The organism is Salicibibacter cibi (assembly GCF_016495865.1).
Lineage (GTDB): Bacteria > Bacillota > Bacilli > Bacillales > Marinococcaceae > Salicibibacter > Salicibibacter cibi.
Genome location: NZ_CP054706.1, coordinates 2,695,025 through 2,715,904, shown reverse-complemented (window position 1 = coordinate 2,715,904; position 20,880 = coordinate 2,695,025). Strand labels below are relative to the sequence as shown.

23 protein-coding genes and 1 pseudogene are annotated in these 20,880 nt (G+C 45.1%); 14 read left to right on the top strand and 10 right to left on the bottom strand.

Annotated elements, in window-relative coordinates:
• Positions 1-260 precede the first annotated feature (260 nt).
• Positions 261-1,019 (bottom strand): MerR family transcriptional regulator, encoded by a 759-nt coding sequence (locus HUG20_RS13540; protein WP_200085181.1) that lies wholly within the window; start codon positions 1,017-1,019, stop codon positions 261-263.
• 110 nt (positions 1,020-1,129) lie between these two features.
• Here HUG20_RS13540 and HUG20_RS13535 point away from each other — a divergent pair, with 110 nt between their 5' ends.
• The 5 genes from HUG20_RS13535 (at position 1,130) to HUG20_RS13515 (ending at position 4,384) form a co-directional block, all read left to right on the top strand.
• Positions 1,130-1,738: a DUF7010 family protein gene (locus HUG20_RS13535; RefSeq protein WP_200085180.1), complete on the top strand. Its 609-nt coding sequence runs from the start codon at positions 1,130-1,132 to the stop codon at positions 1,736-1,738.
• A gap of 131 nt (positions 1,739-1,869) precedes the next feature.
• Positions 1,870-2,334: a LytTR family DNA-binding domain-containing protein gene (locus HUG20_RS13530; RefSeq protein WP_200085179.1), complete on the top strand. Its 465-nt coding sequence runs from the start codon at positions 1,870-1,872 to the stop codon at positions 2,332-2,334.
• The gene (locus HUG20_RS13525; RefSeq protein WP_200085178.1) at positions 2,324-2,728 is read left to right on the top strand and encodes a DUF3021 domain-containing protein; all 405 of its coding nucleotides are present in this window, start codon (positions 2,324-2,326) and stop codon (positions 2,726-2,728) included. Before HUG20_RS13530 ends, HUG20_RS13525 begins: the two co-directional genes overlap by 11 nt.
• A gap of 14 nt (positions 2,729-2,742) precedes the next feature.
• Positions 2,743-3,630, top strand: a complete 888-nt coding sequence (locus HUG20_RS13520) for an ABC transporter ATP-binding protein (protein ID WP_200085177.1) — start codon at positions 2,743-2,745, stop codon at positions 3,628-3,630.
• A gap of 13 nt (positions 3,631-3,643) precedes the next feature.
• Positions 3,644-4,384 (top strand): ABC transporter permease, encoded by a 741-nt coding sequence (locus HUG20_RS13515; protein ID WP_200085176.1) that lies wholly within the window; start codon positions 3,644-3,646, stop codon positions 4,382-4,384.
• 49 nt (positions 4,385-4,433) lie between these two features.
• On the opposite strand, the pseudogene HUG20_RS13510 reads toward HUG20_RS13515, so the two are convergent.
• A pseudogene (locus tag HUG20_RS13510) lies at positions 4,434-4,871 on the bottom strand (pyridoxal-phosphate dependent enzyme); the annotation flags it as partial.
• A gap of 490 nt (positions 4,872-5,361) precedes the next feature.
• Between HUG20_RS13510 and HUG20_RS20105 the strand changes: the two are divergent.
• The gene (locus tag HUG20_RS20105; RefSeq protein ID WP_484593352.1) at positions 5,362-5,538 is read left to right on the top strand and encodes an OsmC family protein; all 177 of its coding nucleotides are present in this window, start codon (positions 5,362-5,364) and stop codon (positions 5,536-5,538) included.
• Positions 5,539-6,095: 557 nt separating this feature from the next.
• Here HUG20_RS20105 and HUG20_RS13500 read toward each other — a convergent pair.
• On the bottom strand, positions 6,096-7,019 hold the full coding sequence (locus HUG20_RS13500; RefSeq protein WP_200085175.1) for an alpha/beta hydrolase: 924 nt from the start codon (positions 7,017-7,019) through the stop codon (positions 6,096-6,098).
• Positions 7,020-7,096: 77 nt separating this feature from the next.
• Positions 7,097-9,628, bottom strand: coding sequence for a CBS domain-containing protein (locus HUG20_RS13495; RefSeq protein WP_200085174.1), 2,532 nt, complete (start codon positions 9,626-9,628; stop codon positions 7,097-7,099).
• An 89-nt stretch (positions 9,629-9,717) separates the two neighbouring features.
• Here HUG20_RS13495 and HUG20_RS13490 point away from each other — a divergent pair, with 89 nt between their 5' ends.
• Positions 9,718-9,963 carry a YuzI family membrane protein gene (locus tag HUG20_RS13490; RefSeq protein WP_200085173.1) on the top strand — a complete coding sequence of 82 codons (246 nt, stop codon included), beginning with the start codon at positions 9,718-9,720 and terminating at the stop codon, positions 9,961-9,963.
• Between the two features lie 60 nt (positions 9,964-10,023).
• A complete protein-coding gene (locus tag HUG20_RS13485; protein WP_200085172.1) occupies positions 10,024-10,773 on the top strand; it encodes a DUF3603 family protein in 750 nt (249 codons plus the stop codon).
• A gap of 583 nt (positions 10,774-11,356) precedes the next feature.
• Here the strand turns inward: HUG20_RS13485 and trpS are convergent.
• Together trpS and HUG20_RS13475 are read right to left on the bottom strand one after the other, a co-directional pair.
• Entirely contained in the window at positions 11,357-12,334 is a 978-nt protein-coding gene (gene trpS, locus HUG20_RS13480) for a tryptophan--tRNA ligase (protein WP_200085171.1), read from the bottom strand.
• An 81-nt stretch (positions 12,335-12,415) separates the two neighbouring features.
• Positions 12,416-12,580: a hypothetical protein gene (locus tag HUG20_RS13475; protein WP_200085170.1), complete on the bottom strand. Its 165-nt coding sequence runs from the start codon at positions 12,578-12,580 to the stop codon at positions 12,416-12,418.
• Between the two features lie 47 nt (positions 12,581-12,627).
• Here HUG20_RS13475 and HUG20_RS13470 point away from each other — a divergent pair, with 47 nt between their 5' ends.
• The gene (locus tag HUG20_RS13470) at positions 12,628-13,128 is read left to right on the top strand and encodes a peroxiredoxin family protein (protein ID WP_200085169.1); all 501 of its coding nucleotides are present in this window, start codon (positions 12,628-12,630) and stop codon (positions 13,126-13,128) included.
• Between the two features lie 88 nt (positions 13,129-13,216).
• On the opposite strand, the gene HUG20_RS13465 is transcribed toward HUG20_RS13470, so the two are convergent.
• The 3 genes from HUG20_RS13465 to HUG20_RS13455 form a co-directional block, all read right to left on the bottom strand.
• Positions 13,217-14,071: an ABC transporter permease gene (locus tag HUG20_RS13465; protein WP_200085168.1), complete on the bottom strand. Its 855-nt coding sequence runs from the start codon at positions 14,069-14,071 to the stop codon at positions 13,217-13,219.
• Positions 14,068-15,015 (bottom strand): ABC transporter ATP-binding protein, encoded by a 948-nt coding sequence (locus HUG20_RS13460; RefSeq protein WP_200085167.1) that lies wholly within the window; start codon positions 15,013-15,015, stop codon positions 14,068-14,070. The genes HUG20_RS13465 and HUG20_RS13460 overlap by 4 nt, the downstream gene beginning before the upstream one ends.
• 87 nt (positions 15,016-15,102) lie before the next feature.
• A complete protein-coding gene (locus HUG20_RS13455) occupies positions 15,103-15,441 on the bottom strand; it encodes a VOC family protein (protein WP_200085166.1) in 339 nt (112 codons plus the stop codon).
• Between the two features lie 179 nt (positions 15,442-15,620).
• Between HUG20_RS13455 and HUG20_RS13450 the strand changes: the two genes are divergently transcribed.
• On the top strand, positions 15,621-16,340 hold the full coding sequence (locus HUG20_RS13450) for a MerR family transcriptional regulator (RefSeq protein WP_200085165.1): 720 nt from the start codon (positions 15,621-15,623) through the stop codon (positions 16,338-16,340).
• A 160-nt stretch (positions 16,341-16,500) separates the two neighbouring features.
• The gene (locus HUG20_RS19585; protein ID WP_281392423.1) at positions 16,501-16,632 is read left to right on the top strand and encodes a hypothetical protein; all 132 of its coding nucleotides are present in this window, start codon (positions 16,501-16,503) and stop codon (positions 16,630-16,632) included.
• Positions 16,633-16,732: 100 nt separating this feature from the next.
• Here HUG20_RS19585 and HUG20_RS13445 read toward each other — a convergent pair whose 3' ends face one another.
• Positions 16,733-17,701: a sodium:calcium antiporter gene (locus tag HUG20_RS13445; RefSeq protein ID WP_200085164.1), complete on the bottom strand. Its 969-nt coding sequence runs from the start codon at positions 17,699-17,701 to the stop codon at positions 16,733-16,735.
• A gap of 176 nt (positions 17,702-17,877) precedes the next feature.
• Between HUG20_RS13445 and HUG20_RS13440 the strand changes: the two genes are divergently transcribed.
• From HUG20_RS13440 to mecA, 3 genes are all read left to right on the top strand, one after another.
• Entirely contained in the window at positions 17,878-19,113 is a 1,236-nt protein-coding gene (locus HUG20_RS13440; RefSeq protein ID WP_200085163.1) for a putative glycoside hydrolase, read from the top strand.
• Positions 19,114-19,382: 269 nt separating this feature from the next.
• The gene (spxA, locus tag HUG20_RS13435) at positions 19,383-19,778 is read left to right on the top strand and encodes a transcriptional regulator SpxA (protein ID WP_114371765.1); all 396 of its coding nucleotides are present in this window, start codon (positions 19,383-19,385) and stop codon (positions 19,776-19,778) included.
• Positions 19,779-20,080: 302 nt separating this feature from the next.
• On the top strand, positions 20,081-20,740 hold the full coding sequence (mecA, locus tag HUG20_RS13430; RefSeq protein ID WP_200085162.1) for an adaptor protein MecA: 660 nt from the start codon (positions 20,081-20,083) through the stop codon (positions 20,738-20,740).
• Positions 20,741-20,880: the final 140 nt, after the last annotated feature.

The following is a 20,880-nucleotide window of genomic DNA, read 5'->3' as shown; positions in this document are numbered from 1 at the left end:
TCAGGCATGTTTGTAAAAATGTAATTAACTTTTAGGATATGAGTTGATTTTCTTCATCGTGGGCTACCATTCATAGCAATAATGGTCACTGGATATCTCCTTTTACTCAGATTATACTGTTTATTTTGGCTGCAACAGCAGTTCTCTCTGCATCTTTTCCGAACAGGAATAATGATTTCGCTTTTTCCTTTAACGGTAACGGAACGATTTGAATGAATATTGATTTAATTTCATACCAGCGATTTTATTAATTATTAACATCAGTATCTTACATAAACCAAAATGGCATCTCGCAAAAATGCGGTTCCGCCTTTGACGCTCTTGTCATAGTAAGCCGTAAAACGTTCATCGGAAACATATATTTCTGCTAATCCGGCATGTGCTTCTTTGGAGTAACTTCCCCATGAATACATCAACCATTCTTTATGCTTGGCAGCAAGTTCTTGTGCTAGGTCAGATGAGGGATCCCCGGTTGCATATGCCTTTGGAAGTAATGAATGGATTTCTTCTTCCAACGTAGTGAAAGCATAGTAGTCCTCTCGAGACATTTCCCTAAGCTTTTCATTGCTTGCATCTACCGCAGCATCGCCATGTTTTCCCCGGACTTCTTTCCCGTGCTTTTGCTCGTTGTCTTGGATTAATTTTTCCTTGAATCCTTCGAATTTTTCTTTATCAAGCATCAATGCTCCTCTTTCCTTATAGGCAATTGTCCTTTCAACAGTCGCCATTATTTTGTCAAGGCGGGTACGCTTTTCCTTCAGATTGTTATAATGATATTTTAGAGCCTTTGTTTGATCAAATGTTGGCTGATTAATGATTTTCATGATTTCCGAAAGACTGACATCCAATTCACGGTAAAATAGGATTTGCTGAAGAAGATCTACCTCTTTATGCCCGTAAATCCGATATCCGGATGAATTGATTCTGGCGGGTTTAAGCAGCCCGATTTGATCATAGTAACGTAATGTTCGCCCGCTTACACCTGACAAGTGCGCGAGTTGATTTACCGTGTATTTCATGATTATCCATCCCTTGACTATAATTATTATAAACCTTTACGTAACGTTAACCTCAAGGGGAAAATAATTTTTTTTAAAGGTATTATTTGGTGGCATAGCAGGAAAGGGGGATGTGTGTGTCGCGAACGGTTGTCTCTAAAGCAGATGTGCGCGGGACGGCTTCCGGGGTTATGTTTATGGCCTTTTTTGGAACAGTGTGGGCGAATGTCGGGATTGGCGGTTTGCAGGAATCGGCTTCCATCTGGATACTGATTCTGGCGATATTGATCGGTACTGTTTTATTTTGCTCGGGAATTTCATTGATTAAGGGTTCCCGAAACTTGTCTAATACAAATGTTCATAGCTCAAAGAATGTCGACAAGTGGTTTAATATTATTATTGCTGCAGAATTTGTGTTGATTATTATTGCTGCCTTCGTGTGCAATGCGATTGGACAGTTCGATTGGTTTTTCCCGATTATGGCTATTATTGTAGGGATTCACTTCCTTCCTCTGGCCTATCTTTTTCAAGTGAAGACTTACTATATTACGGGAACGCTTCTTTGTTTGCTTGCCATTGGGACAGTGCTCTTTGTTCCACTAGAGGTCAGTCTGGGACAGCACCAGGTCAATACATGGTGGTCATTGGTTGGGTTTGGTTCTATGTTAATATTGTGGATAACAAGTGTTGTAATTGTGTTAACGGGCAGAAGATTGCTCAGGATAGCTCGGAACGGGTAATATTGTCATATTTAAAAAAAACATTTCGTACACCGATCAAGTCATCTTGAACACCTCTGGCAACGGGTTATGCTATGTTTAACACAACGTTACGGTTGATCCTTTACTATATCTGAAGAGGGGTATAACAAGTGAATGTGAACATTGATCTTAGCGACAAGCATGAGGAGACGACGGTCATCATTCAGGCCAGGGAGTGGTCGCCCGAGTTGGAGGCGCTTGTCAGACAATTGAATAACACAACAAGCGGGCGCATTGTCGGTGTTAGTGAAGAGCAATCGATTGTGCTCGACCCGAATGACATTGACTTTGTGTATGCGGAAAAAAGGAAGGTGTTTGCCGCGACGACAACGAAGCAGAACATTGAATTGAAAATGAAACTGTATGAAGTTGAAGCGTTGCTTGAAGGTTATGATTTTACACGTTTTTCCAAATCGGTAATCGGCAACATTCATCATATTCAGCGTTTTGAATTGGCGTTTAACGGCAATTTGTGTATTCATTTCGACTCAGGCAACAAGGAGTATGTATCCCGAAAATACGTGGCACCGTTAAAGGAAAAATTGGTGATGGGGGGTGGTTCGAATGCTACGTGAAATGGTAGAAAGAAGTCTTGGCGGTCTCGGTTTTGCCTGCGTGATTACTTTTGTTGCTTTGACCATCCTCACGGTTCAGGATATTGAAGTGCCCGTTGCACAAGTATGGGTCTATATGTTGGGCAGCATGATACTTGGGGTTTATTTTGGCGTTTCCTCATTCTTCTTTGAAATTGAGAAATGGAGTCCTTTGAAACAAGTCGCCGTCCATTTCGGTCTTTCCATTATGCTTTGGTTTCTCATCGCCATTTTTATGGCGGGGTGGATTCCCTTTACGTTGCGCTCGATTGTGCTTTCTTTTGGCATGTTCACCGCCCTCTATGTGTTCTTCTGGTTTGCTTTTAGGGCTTATTTTAAAAAGATAGAAGCCGATATGAATGATTCGGTAAAGTGAAAGAGAGGATGAATATGATTACTATCCAAAATGTAAACAAACGTTATAAAGACATTCAGGCATTGCAAAATATTGACTTATCAATTCCGGCAGGCGTGTGTTACGGGCTCGTCGGTCCAAATGGTGCAGGGAAGTCCTCTTTAATTAAAATTCTGGCGGGGGTAATTAAAGATTATGAAGGATCGATTCACGTATCTGATTCGACTTCGCCTCCTCTCGGCTATGTTCCCCAGGAAATTTGTGTGGAAGAAACGTTATCAGCAACCACCAACCTCCATTTTTATGGAAAAATTCATGGATTAACCGGCGAGAAACTTGCTCGGCAGGTGAAAACCGTATTTAATGAGATTGGCTTAACCAACCGTGCCAAATCAAAAGTGAAGACATTTTCAGGTGGAATGAAACGCCGTCTTAATATTGGATGTGCACTTATGCATGAACCGGATCTTGTCATTATGGATGAACCGACCGTTGGCGTTGATCCCCAATCCCGTCACCATATTTTCCAACTGATTCGTACGTTAAAACAGCAGGGAAAAACGATTATTTATGCGAGCCATTATATGGAAGAGATTGAAGCGCTTTGCGATGAGGTTGCGTTTATGGATGGCGGAAAAATTGTTGAACAAGGGAGCATCGATGGTTTACTGGCCAGCTATGCACAACCGGCAGTGTTTATCAAAGGAGATCTTCCGCAAGCGTGGCTAGATTCCGAGAACGTCATTCAGCAAAAAGATGGCGGGTGGCTTTTCACGTCATCGAACCCTATGCAACTCCTCGGTGATTTAGCGAGACGTTGCGAAGAACACAATATCACGCCGTCGCAATTATCATTGATGCAACCACGTTTGGAAGATGTATTTTTCACATTAACCGGCACTGCTTTGCGGGATGCTGCATAGGAGGTATGAACATATGTGGGCTGTAGCAAATATAGAAACGAGAAAACAACTGCAAGACAAAGCTTTACTGTTCTGGACCCTGGCTTTGCCGATCGTATTTATTATGGGATTTATGGCCATCTTTGCTGCGGACGCACCGGATCAGACAGCGGTTGCCAATCAAATTATCACGGGATTTAGCGTCTTTTTTGCTGTTTTTATTATCATTTCCATGGTCATCAGTTTTGTCAAAGATCGGGAAAATGGATTTGTGGCACGTCTGGCTAGCACGCCACTCACGCCGGGCGGTTATTTTATCGGCAAATGGTTGCCTTTTGGTGCTATCGTTGTCGGACAAATCATAGTACTCGCGATTTTGGGAATCGTTGTTTATGGCATGAGCATTGATCAACCCTTTTTCTATCTGCTCATTGCCTGTTTTGTGGCTATGATGGTGACATCCTGGGGTGTGGCTATTGCAATGTTCTCCAAAACGGAAAACACGGGGCTTGCACTCACACAAGTGATTGCTTTTGCCGGAGCCATCCTTGGTGGGCTATGGATGCCGTTTGAAACGTTACCCGAAACGATCCAAACGATCGGTACGTTCTCCCCCCAATATTGGGCGCACCAAGCGTTGCTTTCAACGCTTCCCGGACAACCCGATGGGGAAAACGTAGGGATAGCCTTACTCATATTACTTGGTTACACAGGTGTTGGGTTTGTTTTAGCATTTGTTGGTTACCGGAAGTTTTTGCGTGAATCAAGAAATTAGGGTGTACTGTGAAAAATAAAAAAGCAGGGATTTGCCCCTGCTTTTTCGATTATTTAGCTTTTAAAAGTTGAAAAACCTGATCCACATCTTTGTCTCCTCTTCCGGAGAGGTTGACGATGATGCTATCATCCGGCGATAAGATTTTGGCAAGTTTCATTGTCTCTGCTAAAGCGTGTGCACTTTCCAAAGCCGGAATGATCCCTTCCTCGCGAGCCAGTTCTTGAAATGCTTCCAGTGCTTCATCGCCGCTGACCGTCACATACTCGGCTCGCTCGCTTACTTTTAAATAGCTGTGTTCAGGTCCGACTCCCGGGTAATCGAGACCGGCAGCGATCGAATACGTCGGCTTCGGCTCCCCGTTTTCGTCTACGAGCGTTAAACACTTATAACCATGAATGATTGCGGGAGAACCTTGTGACATTGTAGGTGCTTCTGCCGGTTCTGCGCCGATAAGCCGAACGTCCGGTTCATTGATATAGTGGGCAAAAGTTTATCCAACCGCGGCGCTTTGATACACCCCATTAAAGATGTATACAATGGTGAATTTTCCTTTTTTTGTTATTTTAGCGGATGAATTTGCCGTTCGGCACCCATTATCAATCCCCAAAACCCGAGCCTGAGGACTCATCTGGCTCCTGAGTCAACCTCGGAGTCCGCAGATCTCGTTTCTGAGGACTTTTCCGACCCTGCTCCAGACCACTAGGCATACGCACCGGTGGTTTTCCACATGTAACGCTCGAATGGAGGAGTACAATAACTAGTTAGGACCCCGAACAGCAGTGAAAACCAGGTTGATGGGTCACTAACCGTGTCATTAGCACCCGAACAGAGGTTAAAAACACGTTCGAAGGGTCACTAATCATACAATTGGCACCCGAACAGCGGGGGGTAAACCGTTTAAAGGGTCTCTAACCGGCTCCTGGTTGGGTTGAACTAGAGGGTGATATTGATCTGGATGGGTTTTTTGCAAGTCGGATGTGCGGCCGGGTTTTTCTGATATTCGATATACCTTCCATATTGAAACAAATGCCTCTGAAGAAAAAATACCTGCATACAAGGAATTTATTGAGGCTCATTGCCCAGTTGGAGACACCATTGCCAATCAGGTTAGTCTAGCCTCCACTCAAGTAGTAGTTGAAAAAACGACAAAATAGCACGGAGTGCAATAACTGCCCTAATCGTTGCAGATGTAAGGGCGGTTATTTTTTGGTTCAGTATTACGCAAAAATCGTCCCGCCAGAGTGGGAATAATCATCTATTAACAAGGATTTTGTCCGTATAACGCCGTGAAGGAACTTTTGAAACAGTACAGTAGTGCCGAATGGTTGAAATAAATGATCAATCAAAAAAAGAAGGATATTAGTCCTCACCGGGCGTGGGTGAGGACAAAAAAATAGGCAAAGCGTAAAATAATGTCTTCTCCATACATAGATAGCGCCGGATTTCACTTGATTAGCGCTCATGCCATCTTATTTGTTGCCTCACTATTGGGTGTGATCGGATAATTCAACTACCCTACACTAGCACTCTATCTCGGAAATTGTTTATCTTAAGTGTTGTCGCTACCGATCGAAGGGTGGCAGCGCGATCCTCTCGGACAGAGAACGAACTTCTCCGAGAGGAACAAGAGAAGCAAAGTAATCCCTCAGACGGAGGTCGAGCTGCTCCGAAATAGAGGTGCGACAACGTGAACCATATCCTTCGTTTCAGATCATCTCCGAAACGCACCCTTCAACGCCTCGGCAGCTTGCTCGATCGCTTCGGTTCCTTTGGATATGAATGCTACCATGCTAACGAAGCCGTGAATCATCCCGCCGTAGCACGTATGCACAACGTCCACGCCCGCCTTTTCCAGTTTATCGGCATAGGCTTTTCCTTCATCCCGCAACGGGTCGAATTCGGCCGTGATCACGAGCGCAGGCGGCAAACCGCTTAAATCTTCCGCTTTTAAAGGAACGGCGTAAGGGTTTTGCAATTCATCAAATGTCTCAAAATATTGTCCTGCGAACCAGGTCATCATATCTGTCGTTAAAAAATATCCCTCGCCATTTTCCCGTTGTGATTCAGTTGGAATTCCCGCGCCCGTGGAAGGGTAAAAAAGCACCTGGTAGGAAAGGGCAGGCTCCCCTTTTTCTTTGGTAATCATTGCGGTTACCGTCGCTAAATTTCCGCCCGCACTGTCGCCACCTACTGCAAGGTGATCTGTATCCACATGAAGGGATGCTCCGTTATTGGCAACCCATTCAGCGGCAGCGTATGCATCTTCCACTGCTTTCGGAAACTTATGTTCAGGCGCCAGTCGGTAGTCTACGGAAATGACGATGCATTGCGCGAGGTTGGCCAATGACCGGCATAAAGAATCATGGGATTCAATGCTCCCTACCACCCATCCACCCCCGTGATAGAAAATCAGTGCAGGGTGCGTCCCTTCTTTAAAGGGGTTGTAAACGCGAATCGGAATGTCGCCATCCGGTCCGGGGATGCTCCGATCTTCGACGTTTTCAACAAATGGGGGTTGCGCGGTGGCGCTCAGTTTTTCAAACGAAGCCCGCGCCTCCTCGAGCGGCAATGTTTCCAATGACGGACCTTGAGACAAAAAATCCAAAACTGTTTTTGCTTGCGGATCAAGGGGCATGTGTAATCCTCCTTCAAGAGTAAGAATGGTATCGCTTACATCTATCATAATGGAGGAATGAAGGGGCAGCAAGCCCCCTATTTGTCGGGGGCCTTCAGCCATTGCAACGCATCCTCCCGGTTTTTTAATGTATCATTCATCCATAGACTTTCCGCTTTTAGCAAATAGTGCTTGTATCGCGGCCCGGGAGCCATGGGAAGCTTTCGCAAATCTTCACCTGAAAGCAAAGCAGGCATGCGGCGCCGTTTATCGCGGTATCGTTTGATCATCATGCTTTTGTTTTTATTTAAAACTTCCGTATACATTTCAAAAAGAACCAGACTAGTCTCTTCGGCTTCATGGACGTTTTCATGAAGGGTGCCGAGAGAAGTGAAGGCTGTTTCATCAAGAGCTTGCAAGCGACCGAAGGCATTCAACAGTTGTTTTTCGGTTTTCGTCAACGCAAAACGGGTCAGGTGTTGTAACGCTCCGTCGAATGCAAATAACGGAAGAAGTCGTGAAAAAGTGAACAGGTTTTCCGGCAAGGATTCGTATTCTAACGTTGAGATCATCTGCCCGACTTCCCTGGACCAACCGGCAAATGGAATGAAGGCTCCCAATAGGTTCATATCTTCCAATCGTTTAAAGGTCTTTGCCGCTGACACTTCCACGAATAATCGCTGAAATTCGGCTTTGATACGTTCGGCGGATAAGTGGGAAATGGCAGCTGTAGCCAACTCGGCGAATCTTTGCGTATCTGCGGCAAAGGTGTAGGAAAATTTTAATTCAAAACGGATGGCGCGTAAGATTCTCGTCGGATCTTCGATGAAACTGAGATTGTGAAGGACGCGTATGATCCCATCTTGTAAATCTTTTTCTCCGCCGAAAGGGTCGATAAGCGTTCCAAATCCATCTTCATTAAGGTGAATCGCCAGTGCGTTAAAAGTAAAGTCCCTGCGATAAAGGTCTTCCCGCAAGTTCGAAAATCTGACGTTCGGCAGAGCGGCAGGCGCATCGTAATATTCCGCCCGGGCAGAGGCAATATCAATGTGCTGCCCGTCGTTGAGGATTATTTTTGCGGTCTTAAAGTCATTGTGTGTATGCAGTTCTCCTTCCAATTGATCGGCAGCCGTTTCGGCAAAGGCGATGCCATCCCCTTCGACAACGATGTCCATATCTTCATTTTCGCGTTCGAGCAACAGATCTCTGACGATCCCGCCGATAAGATAGGCTTGGACCCCTTTTTGGTCGGCAATGTGGCCGATCGTTTGCAGCAAATCGAAATGATTGGCAGGCAGAGCACGTGCCATGTTGTCCATCATGTTGCGTGTTTGCTTTTGTTTTTTTTCATAGTGCTCATCGTGCAGCAATTGCAAAAGATCGGAACGTGAAATGATGCCGATCAGTTCATTGTTTGCGAGAATCGGTAAACGCCCGATGTCGTGCGTGATCATCTGTTGTTGAACGTCTTCGGAGGTCGCGTTCGCTTCACACGTAATGACCCGTTCGTTCATATGCCCTTTTACCGGAGCGTGCCCAAGCCCATGATGGACCGCTTTGTCCACATCACGGCGGGAGATCATGCCGACTAGTTGACCATTTTCTTGAACCGGAAATCCGGAATGACCGTAACGGCGGATCTCCTCTCCGACTTCTTCAATAGGGGTGTCGGGGCTCACTGTTTTTACCGGGTGGCTCATCATTTGTTTTGCTACGAGAGCAGGCGAAACTGCGGTGGAAAGGTGGGTCTGAATGTTAGCGGCTATTTCCGCTTGTTTACCGTCTTTGATTGTTGCGGCGGCAGCTTGGGGGTGTCCGCCGCCGCCAACGGCAGCCAAAGCTTTTGATACATCCACACGTGAGTGTCTGCTCCTTGCCGTAACGAAAATCGTATTTTTCATTTCCGAGACGGCGATACATGCATCTGCTTCTGCCAAATCAAGCCACTTGTCAACGATGAGGTTTAGCCGGTCAATGAAAGCATCGGCGGAAATCGTTCCAATCATGATCGAAACGCCGTCAACGTCGTGCGCTTTCCCTTGCTGCAGAAGTTGCATAAGCAGCGCTTTTTGTTCCTCGGAAAAAGAAGTGTCGGAAAAACGATTGACAACATCAAGGGCAATTCCTTGGTTGAATAAAAAAAGAAGGGCGCGCACGTCACGGCTTGTCGTATGTTCGTAGGTGAAAGAGCCGGTATCCGTATATAAGCCAAGCGCGAAAAGCGTCCGTTCCCAATCGGTGAGCACGATTTCTTCTGCTTGAATAAGCTCGAGGAGTATCGTAATCGTTGCCCCGACCGGGGCTGTTTCTCCAGGGTGGGGAAGATGGAAACTTTCGGGATGGTGGTCATAGACAATAACGCTCGCGGGATTGTTGTCCTGAAAATGATTGCTCACACGGACAGGATCATATGTATCGACTAAAATCAGCGCTTCGATCTTGTCGGAGGAAGGCAATTGTTGTTCGTTGATATAAGGAAACTGGTCGCGGTAAATGGCTAAATACTTTTTCACATTCGGGCTAACTTTTGCCGGCAATAAAATGTTCGCGTCGGGATATAGTTTTTTCGCTGCAACGAGAGAAGCAAGTGCGTCGAAATCCGTGTTTTTATGGGAAGCGATGATTTTCATATTATTTACACCTCGGCTTGTCATACGCATAAAGTTTGATCATACCATTGGATAAAGTGGGGAAACTCCCACTTCCGGTAAGGGGGGAGATGACGATTGCTATTCGAGTGTCTATCGCTGCCATCGGTGTTTTTATTGCTGCAGTCGGAGCGATTGGTCTGATCGGCTATTTAAATTTAACCGTATCCGGGTATAGCTTTTACGAGTATTGGCATTTCATTATTTTGCAACCTGAATTGTATCTTTTCACAGGTGGGTTGCTACTGGCGGCCTTTAGTTTTCTTCGCATGCCCCGAAAAACGAAAAAACAAATCAAAAAGGATATCGTGGAATAAAATCCCTTAACTCCGACTATACTGTAGGTACGATTTCTCGTATAGGAAGGGGGCTTACTAATGGCCCGAATTCGTGATGTATGGGTCAATTGGTTTGAAGGCGAAGAAAATGGGTACAATATTTGTCCATTCCATGAATGGCGAAGTGAAGACAAAATAGAAGTCCTTGATATCGCCGAGGTAGTCAAGGTCACTGAGCGATTATATGAACAACTGGAAAATAGCCTAGAGACGGTTCCTCGACAATTGCTCGATGCTGTATATCGAAAAAGTGCGCTTCGCAAAAATATGTCCAAGCTTCCGCTCGATTATTGTTTTATTGCAACGACCGGCACAGCCACATTGGTCGTGGATACACTTGGGTACGAAACGCCGATCCGAAAAAGCCGTCTGACACCCCGGCAGGAAAAACTGACGATCGAGGCGATCGAACAGTCCGAAGAACCTGCTTGTGGGGAAGAAGGGGAGCCGATCGAAAAGGAATATCATATCCTGTCCCCGCATCCGAAATATATGCAAGGATTAACACGTAAAGAACGGCAACTAAAACAATTGTTGTTTATGATTATCGATCAATTGGACACCTCCGGTCAAGAGGCGGAAATCCGTTATTGGTACACGGAGTGGGTCCCTGAAAAATACATGGAGATTCAAATGATGAGTGGGGAAGAAGCATTGCAACGGTTGTATAATGAAGTAAGCGTTGGCTGGAGCGAAGATCATTATCATTTATGCGAAGCGATGACAAAGGGACAGCCGTTCTTTGAGAAAATATGGGATATGCAACATGAAAGCGAAATGCATAAATAATAGCCTGTAGGCGCAAACTATTCCTTCATTTACACTTTCTCTTTCCTCAATTATAATAGGGACGAGAAATGGAGTGAGGAGGGACATCATGGACGGATTGGTTTACACGATCATGCAAGTGGCTACTGCCGTGCTCATTGTCGGATCGATCGCTGTTCCTGTTTTCATTGGACGAATTTGGCGCAAACAAGGAAAAGAATATTAATCAGGTGAGCACTGAACCCGGAGTGAAGGGACAGTGCTTTTTTTGTTTGGTTAGATGGGGGCGTGGCGAGCGAATTTAAGGAAAAAGCATGAAACGGTCAGCATGGAAGCGGCATGACGACCGAATTCGATTGAAGCAGGGCTTTCCGGTCGCCATGGGGTGTTCATGGAGCCTGAAAGCAAGAGTGGATCGATCTTTCGGTTGCCATGAAGAGGTCATGAGTCCCGAAAATGCATGAAACAAGGCTTTTCAGTCGCCATGGGACGTTCATGAAGCCCGAAATCAAGAGTAGATCGATCTTTCGGTCGCCATGAAGCTCCCATGGCGACCGAAACTGCAATCGACCCGACCGAAAGGGCGCTATGTCCTATCCCTCGATTAATTCCGCTGCAATCCCATTGCTCCCTCTGCCTTTTGCAACAGGTGCTGCGCTTGCTCATTGGCTTTGTCGCTGCCTGCGTCGAGGGCGTTGTCCACTTCATCCGACTCATAAATGTCGTAAAAACGTTTTTGAATTGGCCGTAACACGGTAACCGCCAATTCTGCGAGGTTCGTTTTAAAAGCCCCGTATCCTTTTCCGTCGTATTCTTTTTCAATGGCAGCGACCGATTGATTATTCAACAGTGAATAGATCGTCAGCAAATTGCTGATCCCCGGTTTCTTTTCCTCGTCAAAACGAACTTCCGGGTCGGAATCGGTGACGGCACTTTTTATTTTTTTGGTGATCGTTTTTTCATCATCGAGCATAGAAATGAACGCTTTCGTATTGGCGTCGGATTTGCTCATTTTCTTCTCCGGGTTTTGGAGGGACATGATTCTGCGTCCCAGAATTTTGGATTCCGGAAGGGTGAAAATATCCGCATATTGTCGGTTGAATCGGTCAGCCAACGTCCTTGTCAGTTCCAAATGCTGCCTTTGGTCGTCCCCGACGGGCACGATATCGGTGCCGTATAGGAGAATGTCGGCAGCCATTAGAGGCGGGTACGTTAGCAATGCGGCGGAAACCCCGGTTTTCCCCTCGGATTTGTCCTTGAATTGTGTCATTCGCTCCAATTCGCCAATATAGGAAACGCACTGCATCATCCACGCCAATTGTGTGTGCGCCGGCACTTCGGATTGGATAAAAATGGTTGATTTATTCGGGTCAATCCCGACCGCCATATAAAGAGCGGCTAATTTCCGTTTTTGATCTCTTAAAGCAACCGGATCCTGCGGGGTGGTAATCGCATGTTGGTCAACGATACAAAACATGCAATCATACGAAGTTTGGAAGTCAACGAAATGTTTCATCGCTCCCAAATAATTCCCGAATGTTACGATGCCACTGGGTTGAATGCCTGAAAATATTTTTTTCATTTTTCGTTCGGTTCCTTTCTGCTCATTATGTATGAATGATACCCCTATTTTAGAGCATCATAAAAAAAGAGTAAATGTTAGTTAAGACGCCTTTCGGCGGCGCCAAAAATCATAGACGAACATCGGCAGGAGGAAAATAAGAATCAGGTACGGGAACATACCGGTATCGATACCTGTCCGGTTTTCAAAAAGCACCAATCCTGCCAATGTAACGGCAAGGAAGATCGAGATCGATCGAATGACCATGTGCACCCCCCTACCGTAAGATTATAACAAAAATTGGAGGGAATCGTTTGCAAAAATGTATTATTGCTATGTTTCTGTTGGTTGCCGGGCTTGCCGTAAGTGTTTCCGGTGATGCAAGTGCGGAAGGTTGGGAAGATGCTGTTCCGGTGATGAAAGCTGTACCCTTTGACGCCGAGAACCTGGATGGGGACTCCGTTTCTCTCCGGGATTATGAAGGAGACAATATGCTGCTCGTTTTTTTCACAACGTGGTGTGAAGTTTGCCAGCAAGAATTGCCCATGCTTTCCGAGAACTATGATTTTTTGAAAGACAAAGGGATTGAAGTGCTGGCCGTTAACATGGCCACTGCAGAACGAAAAGACACCGATATTAAAGCGTTTGCCAGCGGATTGCAAATCCCGGTCGTGATCGATCGCGACGGACGGATTGCAAAAAGCTACGGCGTACAGGGCATCCCGACCACATACGCCATCGACGAACAGCAAGAGATCGTGAAACCTTTTTTTGGACCGTTGAATAAACAGGAAGTACTAAAGGCTTTCGAGTGAAACGCCCATTCGTGGAACAGAGAAAGGGAATGCCTCAATTTCTTTCTCCAACCTGATCTACTCTGATCGATTGAACCTAGCAAGCCATTTAATACCCACGGGACATCATTTCTTGCTTACGTTTCTCCATCGTTGATCCAGATTCTTTACGTGCCATTCGTCGTAATAATCGTGGAACAATCAAGAAACCCGCAATCGCCCAAATCCCAAGCACGCCGAACATTTCAAGATAGCGCCACGATTCCCCGATTTCAGCTAGCACAGCGGCTTCCGGCAATAATGCTGCCCGCATACCGAGACCGAGCCAATATACGGGGAATATTTGAGCGATGATCTGCAGCCAGTCTGGCAAACTGGTGATAGGATTAAAAATACCCGAGATTGCCGTCAATCCACCAATGGGTAACATCGTCAAGTTAAAAGAAGAGGACGTGCTTTTCACCACCGATCCAATAACCGCTCCCCATGGCAGGGTGGCTAATATGCCAATGATAAATATAATGATCAACATCAGCCAACCGGTCCAGGGAGTATCCGCCAATCCCTGGATCAAGAACAGTCCGGGTACGAGCAGCATAATTACGCTTAGCAAGGAATAGGTCGTCACACTAATAATCCGGCTAATTAAATAACTGACCATGCCATTCGGTGTTGCCTTAGCCCGTAGCAGTGTACCATCTTCCCGTTCAAACGTTAATGTAGTAGCGGCACCCATAAAGCCGCCGAATACTACCAACATGCCAAGCAGACTTGGCAGAACAAACATGGCTAAGGCCATATCGGTCCCTTCAATCATCCGATCACGCTGGAAATACAACACAATCAAAAATATCACCGTCATAACGATATTGAAACCAAAATCCTGTGGACTTTTGAGCATTTGTTTAAATTCAATCCAACCGCGCACGACACCAAGTTTGGCCGCATGTACTACAGGGCTCATTCGGTTCCCTCCTCAAAATTGGCCAATGTATTTTCCAAGCGATCAGTCGTTTTTATATGTTGAACCATTTTGATATATGAATCTTCCAGACTTGCCTTACGCACTTCCAGATCCGTCACGGTATCGCCGTGTTTTACAAACAATTCCTGGACGAATCGGGGAGCATCGATTACCTCTTGTTGGAAACGTTCATTGTTCACTACCCAGCGCACTTCTGATGTTCCGGCCACTTTCTCAGCTAATTGCTCTGCACTACCATTGGCAACGATTCGGCCATCTGCCAGTATCAAAATGCGATCGGATAGTTTCTCCGCCTCATGCAAATCATGCGTTGTTAATAAAATTGTCGTGTCTTCTATTTCGGACAAACGCCGGATAACTTCATGGAAATCCCGGCGGGCTTGTGGATCGAACCCCGTCGTCGGCTCGTCAAGAAACAATATCTCAGGATTGCCGATCAAGCCGATGGCCACATCTAACCGCCTACGCTGACCACCGGATAAACTACTCACCTTTTGATTCACTTGCTCTTGAAGGCCGACTTTCACTATCAAATCAGCGGCATCCATTGGTCTCATGCGAGTTTCAGACGCATAGGGCTCGTAGTATCGGCCTAAATGCTCTAACAATTCAAGTACTCTCCATTTTGGGTGATCCCGCCAGGACTGCATGACAATACCGAGCTGCGCTCGCCACGATTCATCGCCCTCTTTTGGAGTTACGCCCAATACTTGGACGTCTCCTCCGGAAGGGATACGGAACCCTTCCAAAATTTCAATGGTGCTCGTCTTTCCCGCTCCGTTCGGTCCGAGGAGAGCCAGCACCTCGCCGCGCTTTATGGAGAAATTGACATCCTTTAATACGTCCTTCGGACCATAGCGCATTTTTAGCTGATGGACTTCAATGACGTGTGCTTCTTTTTGCGAATGACCTTTCGTTGTCATAAGCTCATCCTTTCTACATTTCTACCTATCGAAAATCACAAATGATATTCCGCAAATAATAGATGTTGTTTTGCTCACTAATATTGGTTAGCAGAGCACTTCGACAGTAAATCCTCCAGGTGCCTCGACATAAAAGGTATAGCCATGGGAATGTACTGGTGGATTTACATCAAAACCATCTTCTTTGAGTTGCTGATTGATCTTATCTACCTGCTCTTCATTTTCCTGGGAGAATCCGATGTGGAACGTTTTTGGATAGTGTACCTCACGCCCCCTCATTAACGTGAGTACGAAACCACCATCATCAAACACCACATCAAAGCCTTTTCCACGATCGGTGCCTCCCGTCAAACCAAAGTAGATTTCTAAAAACTTTCGAGCAGCCGGGACATCTGTCACCGTTAGATTAAGGTGATTTATTTTCATTCTTCATTCCGCCCTTTCTTGGATTTATTAAAAGATCTTTCATCCTCATTTTATGACATTTATGCAAGTGCCAAGTTTTTTGTATAATGAAGTTGATATTCACGCATTTTAATTTGACGATCCGTCACGTAACTTTAATGTTTTAGTATAATTTTATTGGAATGAAGGATGAGTGATATATGTACTATAAACCGAAAGAGATCGCTAAACACCTCAATGTGAGTACAAGTGCTCTTCGTCATTACGAATCCTGGGGCATCGTTCCAGCGCCAGAACGGACCAAAAATGGATACCGGTTGTATACAGAAGTCCATTTTGCCTACTTTCGCTGTATCCGTGCCATGTTTCCAGCCGTTAACATGCGTGCCGTATCAAAAATCCTTCTTTATATCCAGCAGAAGGATGTAGATGCAGCGTTTTGGGTTGTTAATGAAGAGCAAGCGAGATTACATCAGGAGAAAGTAGCTGCTGAACATACGCTAAAGATGTTGCATCATCCAAATCTAGAGAACATTGACAATATGAAAGTTAAAGATGAAATGAGGATTGGGGAGGTAGCTCATTTGACTGGAGTGACAACATCGGCCATTCGTCACTGGGAGAAGGAAAACCTGATTACACCATATCGTCATTCAGAGAATGGATATCGAATATACACACGGAGGCACCTTCGTCAAATTTTCCTTATTCGTGCCGTTCGAAATACGGTTTATTCTCTTGATAGCATAAAAGAAATGATCAAGTCATTGGAGCATAGACCAGTTCAACAGGCGACAAGAGTAACCCAAGAAGCACTCGAAAGCATTAACCATCGAAACCGTAGTCAACTTCATGGCATGCATGAGCTTTATGGTTTGTGTGAAATGACTGGACTGTTGGGAGAAAACAGTTGCTATTAACTGATATGTTTTTCTGTTCAAACCCATACTTAGGGACTGCTGAATAACGGAAAAAGATTGGCACATAAGCATTTTCCGTTGATGTTGTCAAAACTGGATGCAAGGAAATCTATCCTAAAAGCAGAAAACCCTTGCACGTCTGGCAACACACGGAGGGACGGTGCTGCAATGGCGAGACTCCAGCGGAAAAACGGACGCGTCAAGCCCCCGCAGCGCCGGTTTTGCGCGAGGAGGCTTGTCCGTTCGTCCGCGGAAAGCGAAGCCATGGAAGCGGCATCCCGGTTCCAACTAATATGTTCAGCAAACCCTAACTTAGTTCCCCCACAATCTGGCCCGTTCATATGGTACAACTTTTATTCAATTAAAGCGTCCTTCGACAGGGCGTTTCTTGTCTAAAAAAAATACAGCCAAAGCATCGAAAGTACATAAAACAATACCATAAGCAGCGAAGGCCATGTGTAAAAGCGACGATGCCCGTTGGAAAATACGGCGTAGGAGACAAGGGCGCTGTTCATAAGCAATAAAAGAACGGTGACCGCATGGCTCATCGATGTGGCTTGCAAAAGGGAACCTGCGTAGAGCAAGTCGCATATAACCAAAATAACCATGTTAAACAAGTTGCTCCCAAAAATAGACGCTGCCGCCAAGTTTTCATTGCTCAATTTAAGTGCTGTCCATACCGTCACCACTTCCGGAAGGGACGTTGAAGCCGCAATCAAGAAACTGCCGACAAAACTGGAACCAAGTCCTGTGATAACAGCGATCTCATCCCCGGAAAAAGTGAGGGCGGTCCCGGCAATGAAAATCACAATTGCCGTAATGATAAACCCGATAATCGCGTGTTTAAGCGTATATTTTTCTTCTTTTTGTGACTCATCAAACGTACCTTCCCTTTCATCGCCGGTCGTGCGTTGAATGATCCATAAACTTAATAAATAAAGGGCAACAATGAGAAGCGCTTCTGCGCCAACGCCGAGAAAAGGGATTTCGATGGTCGTGAAGATGGCGATGGCAGTGATAAGCGTCATGAATACCCCGAACAACGCCGTGTACCGTTGTTGCCGGTGAATATTGGACAGCAGTTTCCGTTTTCGGAAAAGGAGATCGAATACAGCCAATATCAATAAGTTGAAATGATTGCTGCCGAAAATATTGCCGACAGCCAAATCGGGATTATTCAAATAAATTGCGGTCACAGTGGTTGTTACTTCCGGCAAAGCAGTAGCCACCGCCAACAGAAACGTGCCAATAAGAAGAGTGCCGAGCCCAGACAGACGACTGATGGCATCGGCATATGCAGACAGCTTCGTCGCGGAAACGACAGTTACGATTACTGCGACGAGAAAGATAAGATAGATCATGGGATCACCCTTTACCTTTTTCCGAATGGGATAGGTGTAGTTTTACATTAAATCAATTGTTCTATCCTCGTTTACCCGTTTTGCCGAGAAGTCCCCTTCATAATCTTTGATTTAGGTGGAGAGGTTCACATAATCTGTGGCAAGAACGTTAATCCTGAAAAAAGGAGGGTCGTAGCATGGGAAAATGGAAAATCGCCTTGGCATCGACGCTAATGGTGGCTCTGCTTAGCGTCGGCAATTACGAGATGGGAGCGGCAGAAAATAACGCGTTGAAAGCGCCGGGGGAGCCGAAAAAAGAACTTCCGGAACAAATCACGCGATTTGCTGGTGATGCTGATGATGCTTTTGCATATCCGGACGCCGTCAGAGGGATTTACGTAAGCGGGCATTCGGCAGGCGGAGATCGCATGGAAGAGTTGCTCGATTTCGTTGAACAAACGGATTTAAATGCAATGGTGATTGATATAAAAGATGACCGTGGTTATCTCACTTATCAATCGGAAGATGGGCATTTCGGCAATGAGACCTCTTTGATTGAAGATCTTCCTGCGTTAATGGAGGCACTGCATGAACGCAACATTTACCCGATCGCCCGTATTGTCGTATTTAAGGATACGCTTCTTGCGCATGAACGGCCTGATTTATCTTTTATCAGTGACGGTTCTGTCTGGTCGAACAATAAAGGGGAATCGTTTGTTAACCCGTTTGAAAAAGAAGTATGGGACTATAATGTGGAGGTTGCCAAAAGGGCGGCAGATTTGGGTTTCCAAGACATACAATTTGATTATGTGCGGTTTCCGGAAGGTTTTGAAACACGAGATGAAGAATTGGAATACAGTTTTGGATCTTATGATGAAAAGAAAGAACGTGTGCAAGGGCGAGTAGATGCAGTGTCGGATTTTGTCGCTTATGCAGGGGAAGCGTTATCCGATTATGGTGTGAATATCTCTGTGGATATTTTTGGGTATGCAACTATGATTGAAGAAGCACCGGGCATCGGTCAAAACGTTTCCAGAATCGCAGAAAATGCCGATGTCTTATCTTCGATGATTTACCCCAGCCATTGGACCCCCCATTTCGGCATTGACACCCCTGACGCAGCGCCGTACGAATTAATCGATGCCTACACAAAAGTGGAAAATCCGTTGTTGGCAAGGCTTGATGATCCTCCGCTTAGCAGGCCTTGGATTCAAGACTTTACCGCCTCATGGCTCGGGTCGGGGAATTATATTCCTTACGGAAAAGAAGAAGTGGAAGCGCAAATCCAAGCCTTATATGAAAACGACATTCATGAATATTTGCTATGGAACGCCGGAAATACTTATACACAAGGAGTGAAACACAATCCAAGCCGTGGTGAAAATAAACCGATCACCGATACAAATGAGAAATCATCTTGGTTTAAACAATAAACGTTTAAACGGAAAACGTCCCGGGTATTTGGGAAGTAATGCCGATTCGAACAATCTTGGGCAATTTCAAATGGGCTCTTGCTAGATTAGAACCATTATTGTATAATTATTAATGTGAGTGATATACATGCAACTTGTGTTTTTAGGATAAATTGAAGAGAATTCAACATTGTTCTCAATATTGTAGTTGACCTCTTTTATGATAGATCTCATAAATGCCAATTTTTTGGGGCAGCTGAACGTCAATTGGGTTGAAAGGAGAGGGTCAGATGGTGACGTTACTGACTTCACCGAGTTGTACTTCTTGTCGAAAAGCAAAAGGGTGGTTGGAAGAACATGATATCCCTTTTCAGGAAAGGAATGTGTTCGCAGAACCGCTTTCCGTGGAAGAGGTTAAAGATGTCATCCGCATGACGGAGGACGGAACAGATGAAATTGTCTCCAAACGCTCGAAAATTTTTCAGGAATTGGACATTGATGTAGATACATTGTCCCTGCATCGGCTGTTCGAGCTTATTAGTGAACATCCCGGCTTATTGAGAAGGCCGATCATTTATGATGATAAACGGCTTCAAGTTGGCTATAATGAAGCTGAAATTCGCCGATTCTTGCCTCGGAAAATACGGACATACTTTTTGCAAGAAGCGCAAAAACTCGTGAATTAATGGACCGACAACCAAACTTCTATCGATTGCAGATAGAAGTTTTTTTTAACAGGAAAGAATGTGCATAAGCACACCTGAAATTTTATACAGTAAACAAAGATACGTTGCCAGAACCCTTTGTACGGTCAAGGACGAGAAAAATGACAAGCTGAGGATACGAAAGGATGGCATTCCACCCATATAAAATGGTACACTTACGTTAACATCATTTAGAATACTACAGTGAATGGACGCAAACCCTGAAAGGACGCTTGGTTAAAGAATGAGTTACTGGTCCACTTTGACCCGAGGAGGGAGAAATCGTGGAAATCGAAAGAATCAATGATACGACCATTAAGTTTTATGTGACGTATGCGGATATTGAGGACAGAGGCTTTGATAGCGATGAAATCTGGTATAACCGCGAGCGGGGAGAAGAGTTCTTCTTTGAAATGATAAACGAAGCGTATGATCATGAGGACTTTGAAATAGAAGGACCATTGTGGATTCAAGTCCAGGCATTTAATAATGGACTGGAGATCGTTGTCACCCGTGGCCATATGAGTGACGGAAATGTGAAACTTGAAATCCCGGTAGGCAAAGATAAAGACGATAATGATGTAGACGACAACATTGTTGACATGCTCGACGAGCAGTTGCGTTCGAAGCATAAGGGCAGAGACGCAAACGCCGAAGATCCGCTCAGCATCGTCATTGCATTCGGAGATTTGGAAGATCTGCTCTCCTTAAGCAAAGCCGTGCAATTGGACTATGTTCAAAATGAAATTTACGCGATGGAAAATGTTTATTACCTTCATATCGTTTTTGATGATTATTATGATGAAGAAGAACAAGATAACATCTTGAGCAGAGTATTGGAATACGGCAATGAATCGGATGTATCCATCCATCGCATTCGCGAATACGGCAAGACGGTTGTGTCGGAAAACGGGTTGGAAGTATTGAACTCCTACTTCACATAAATACTGCAACGCGCTGATCCCAATTTTGGGGGCAGCGTTTTTTTAGTGGATAAGAAGGTATAAATCAACTTTCTTATCTGCATAAGTTGGGCGAAGACTTTCGCCATAAAAATTTGGCGAAAAGCCAAGTTTTCTCATTA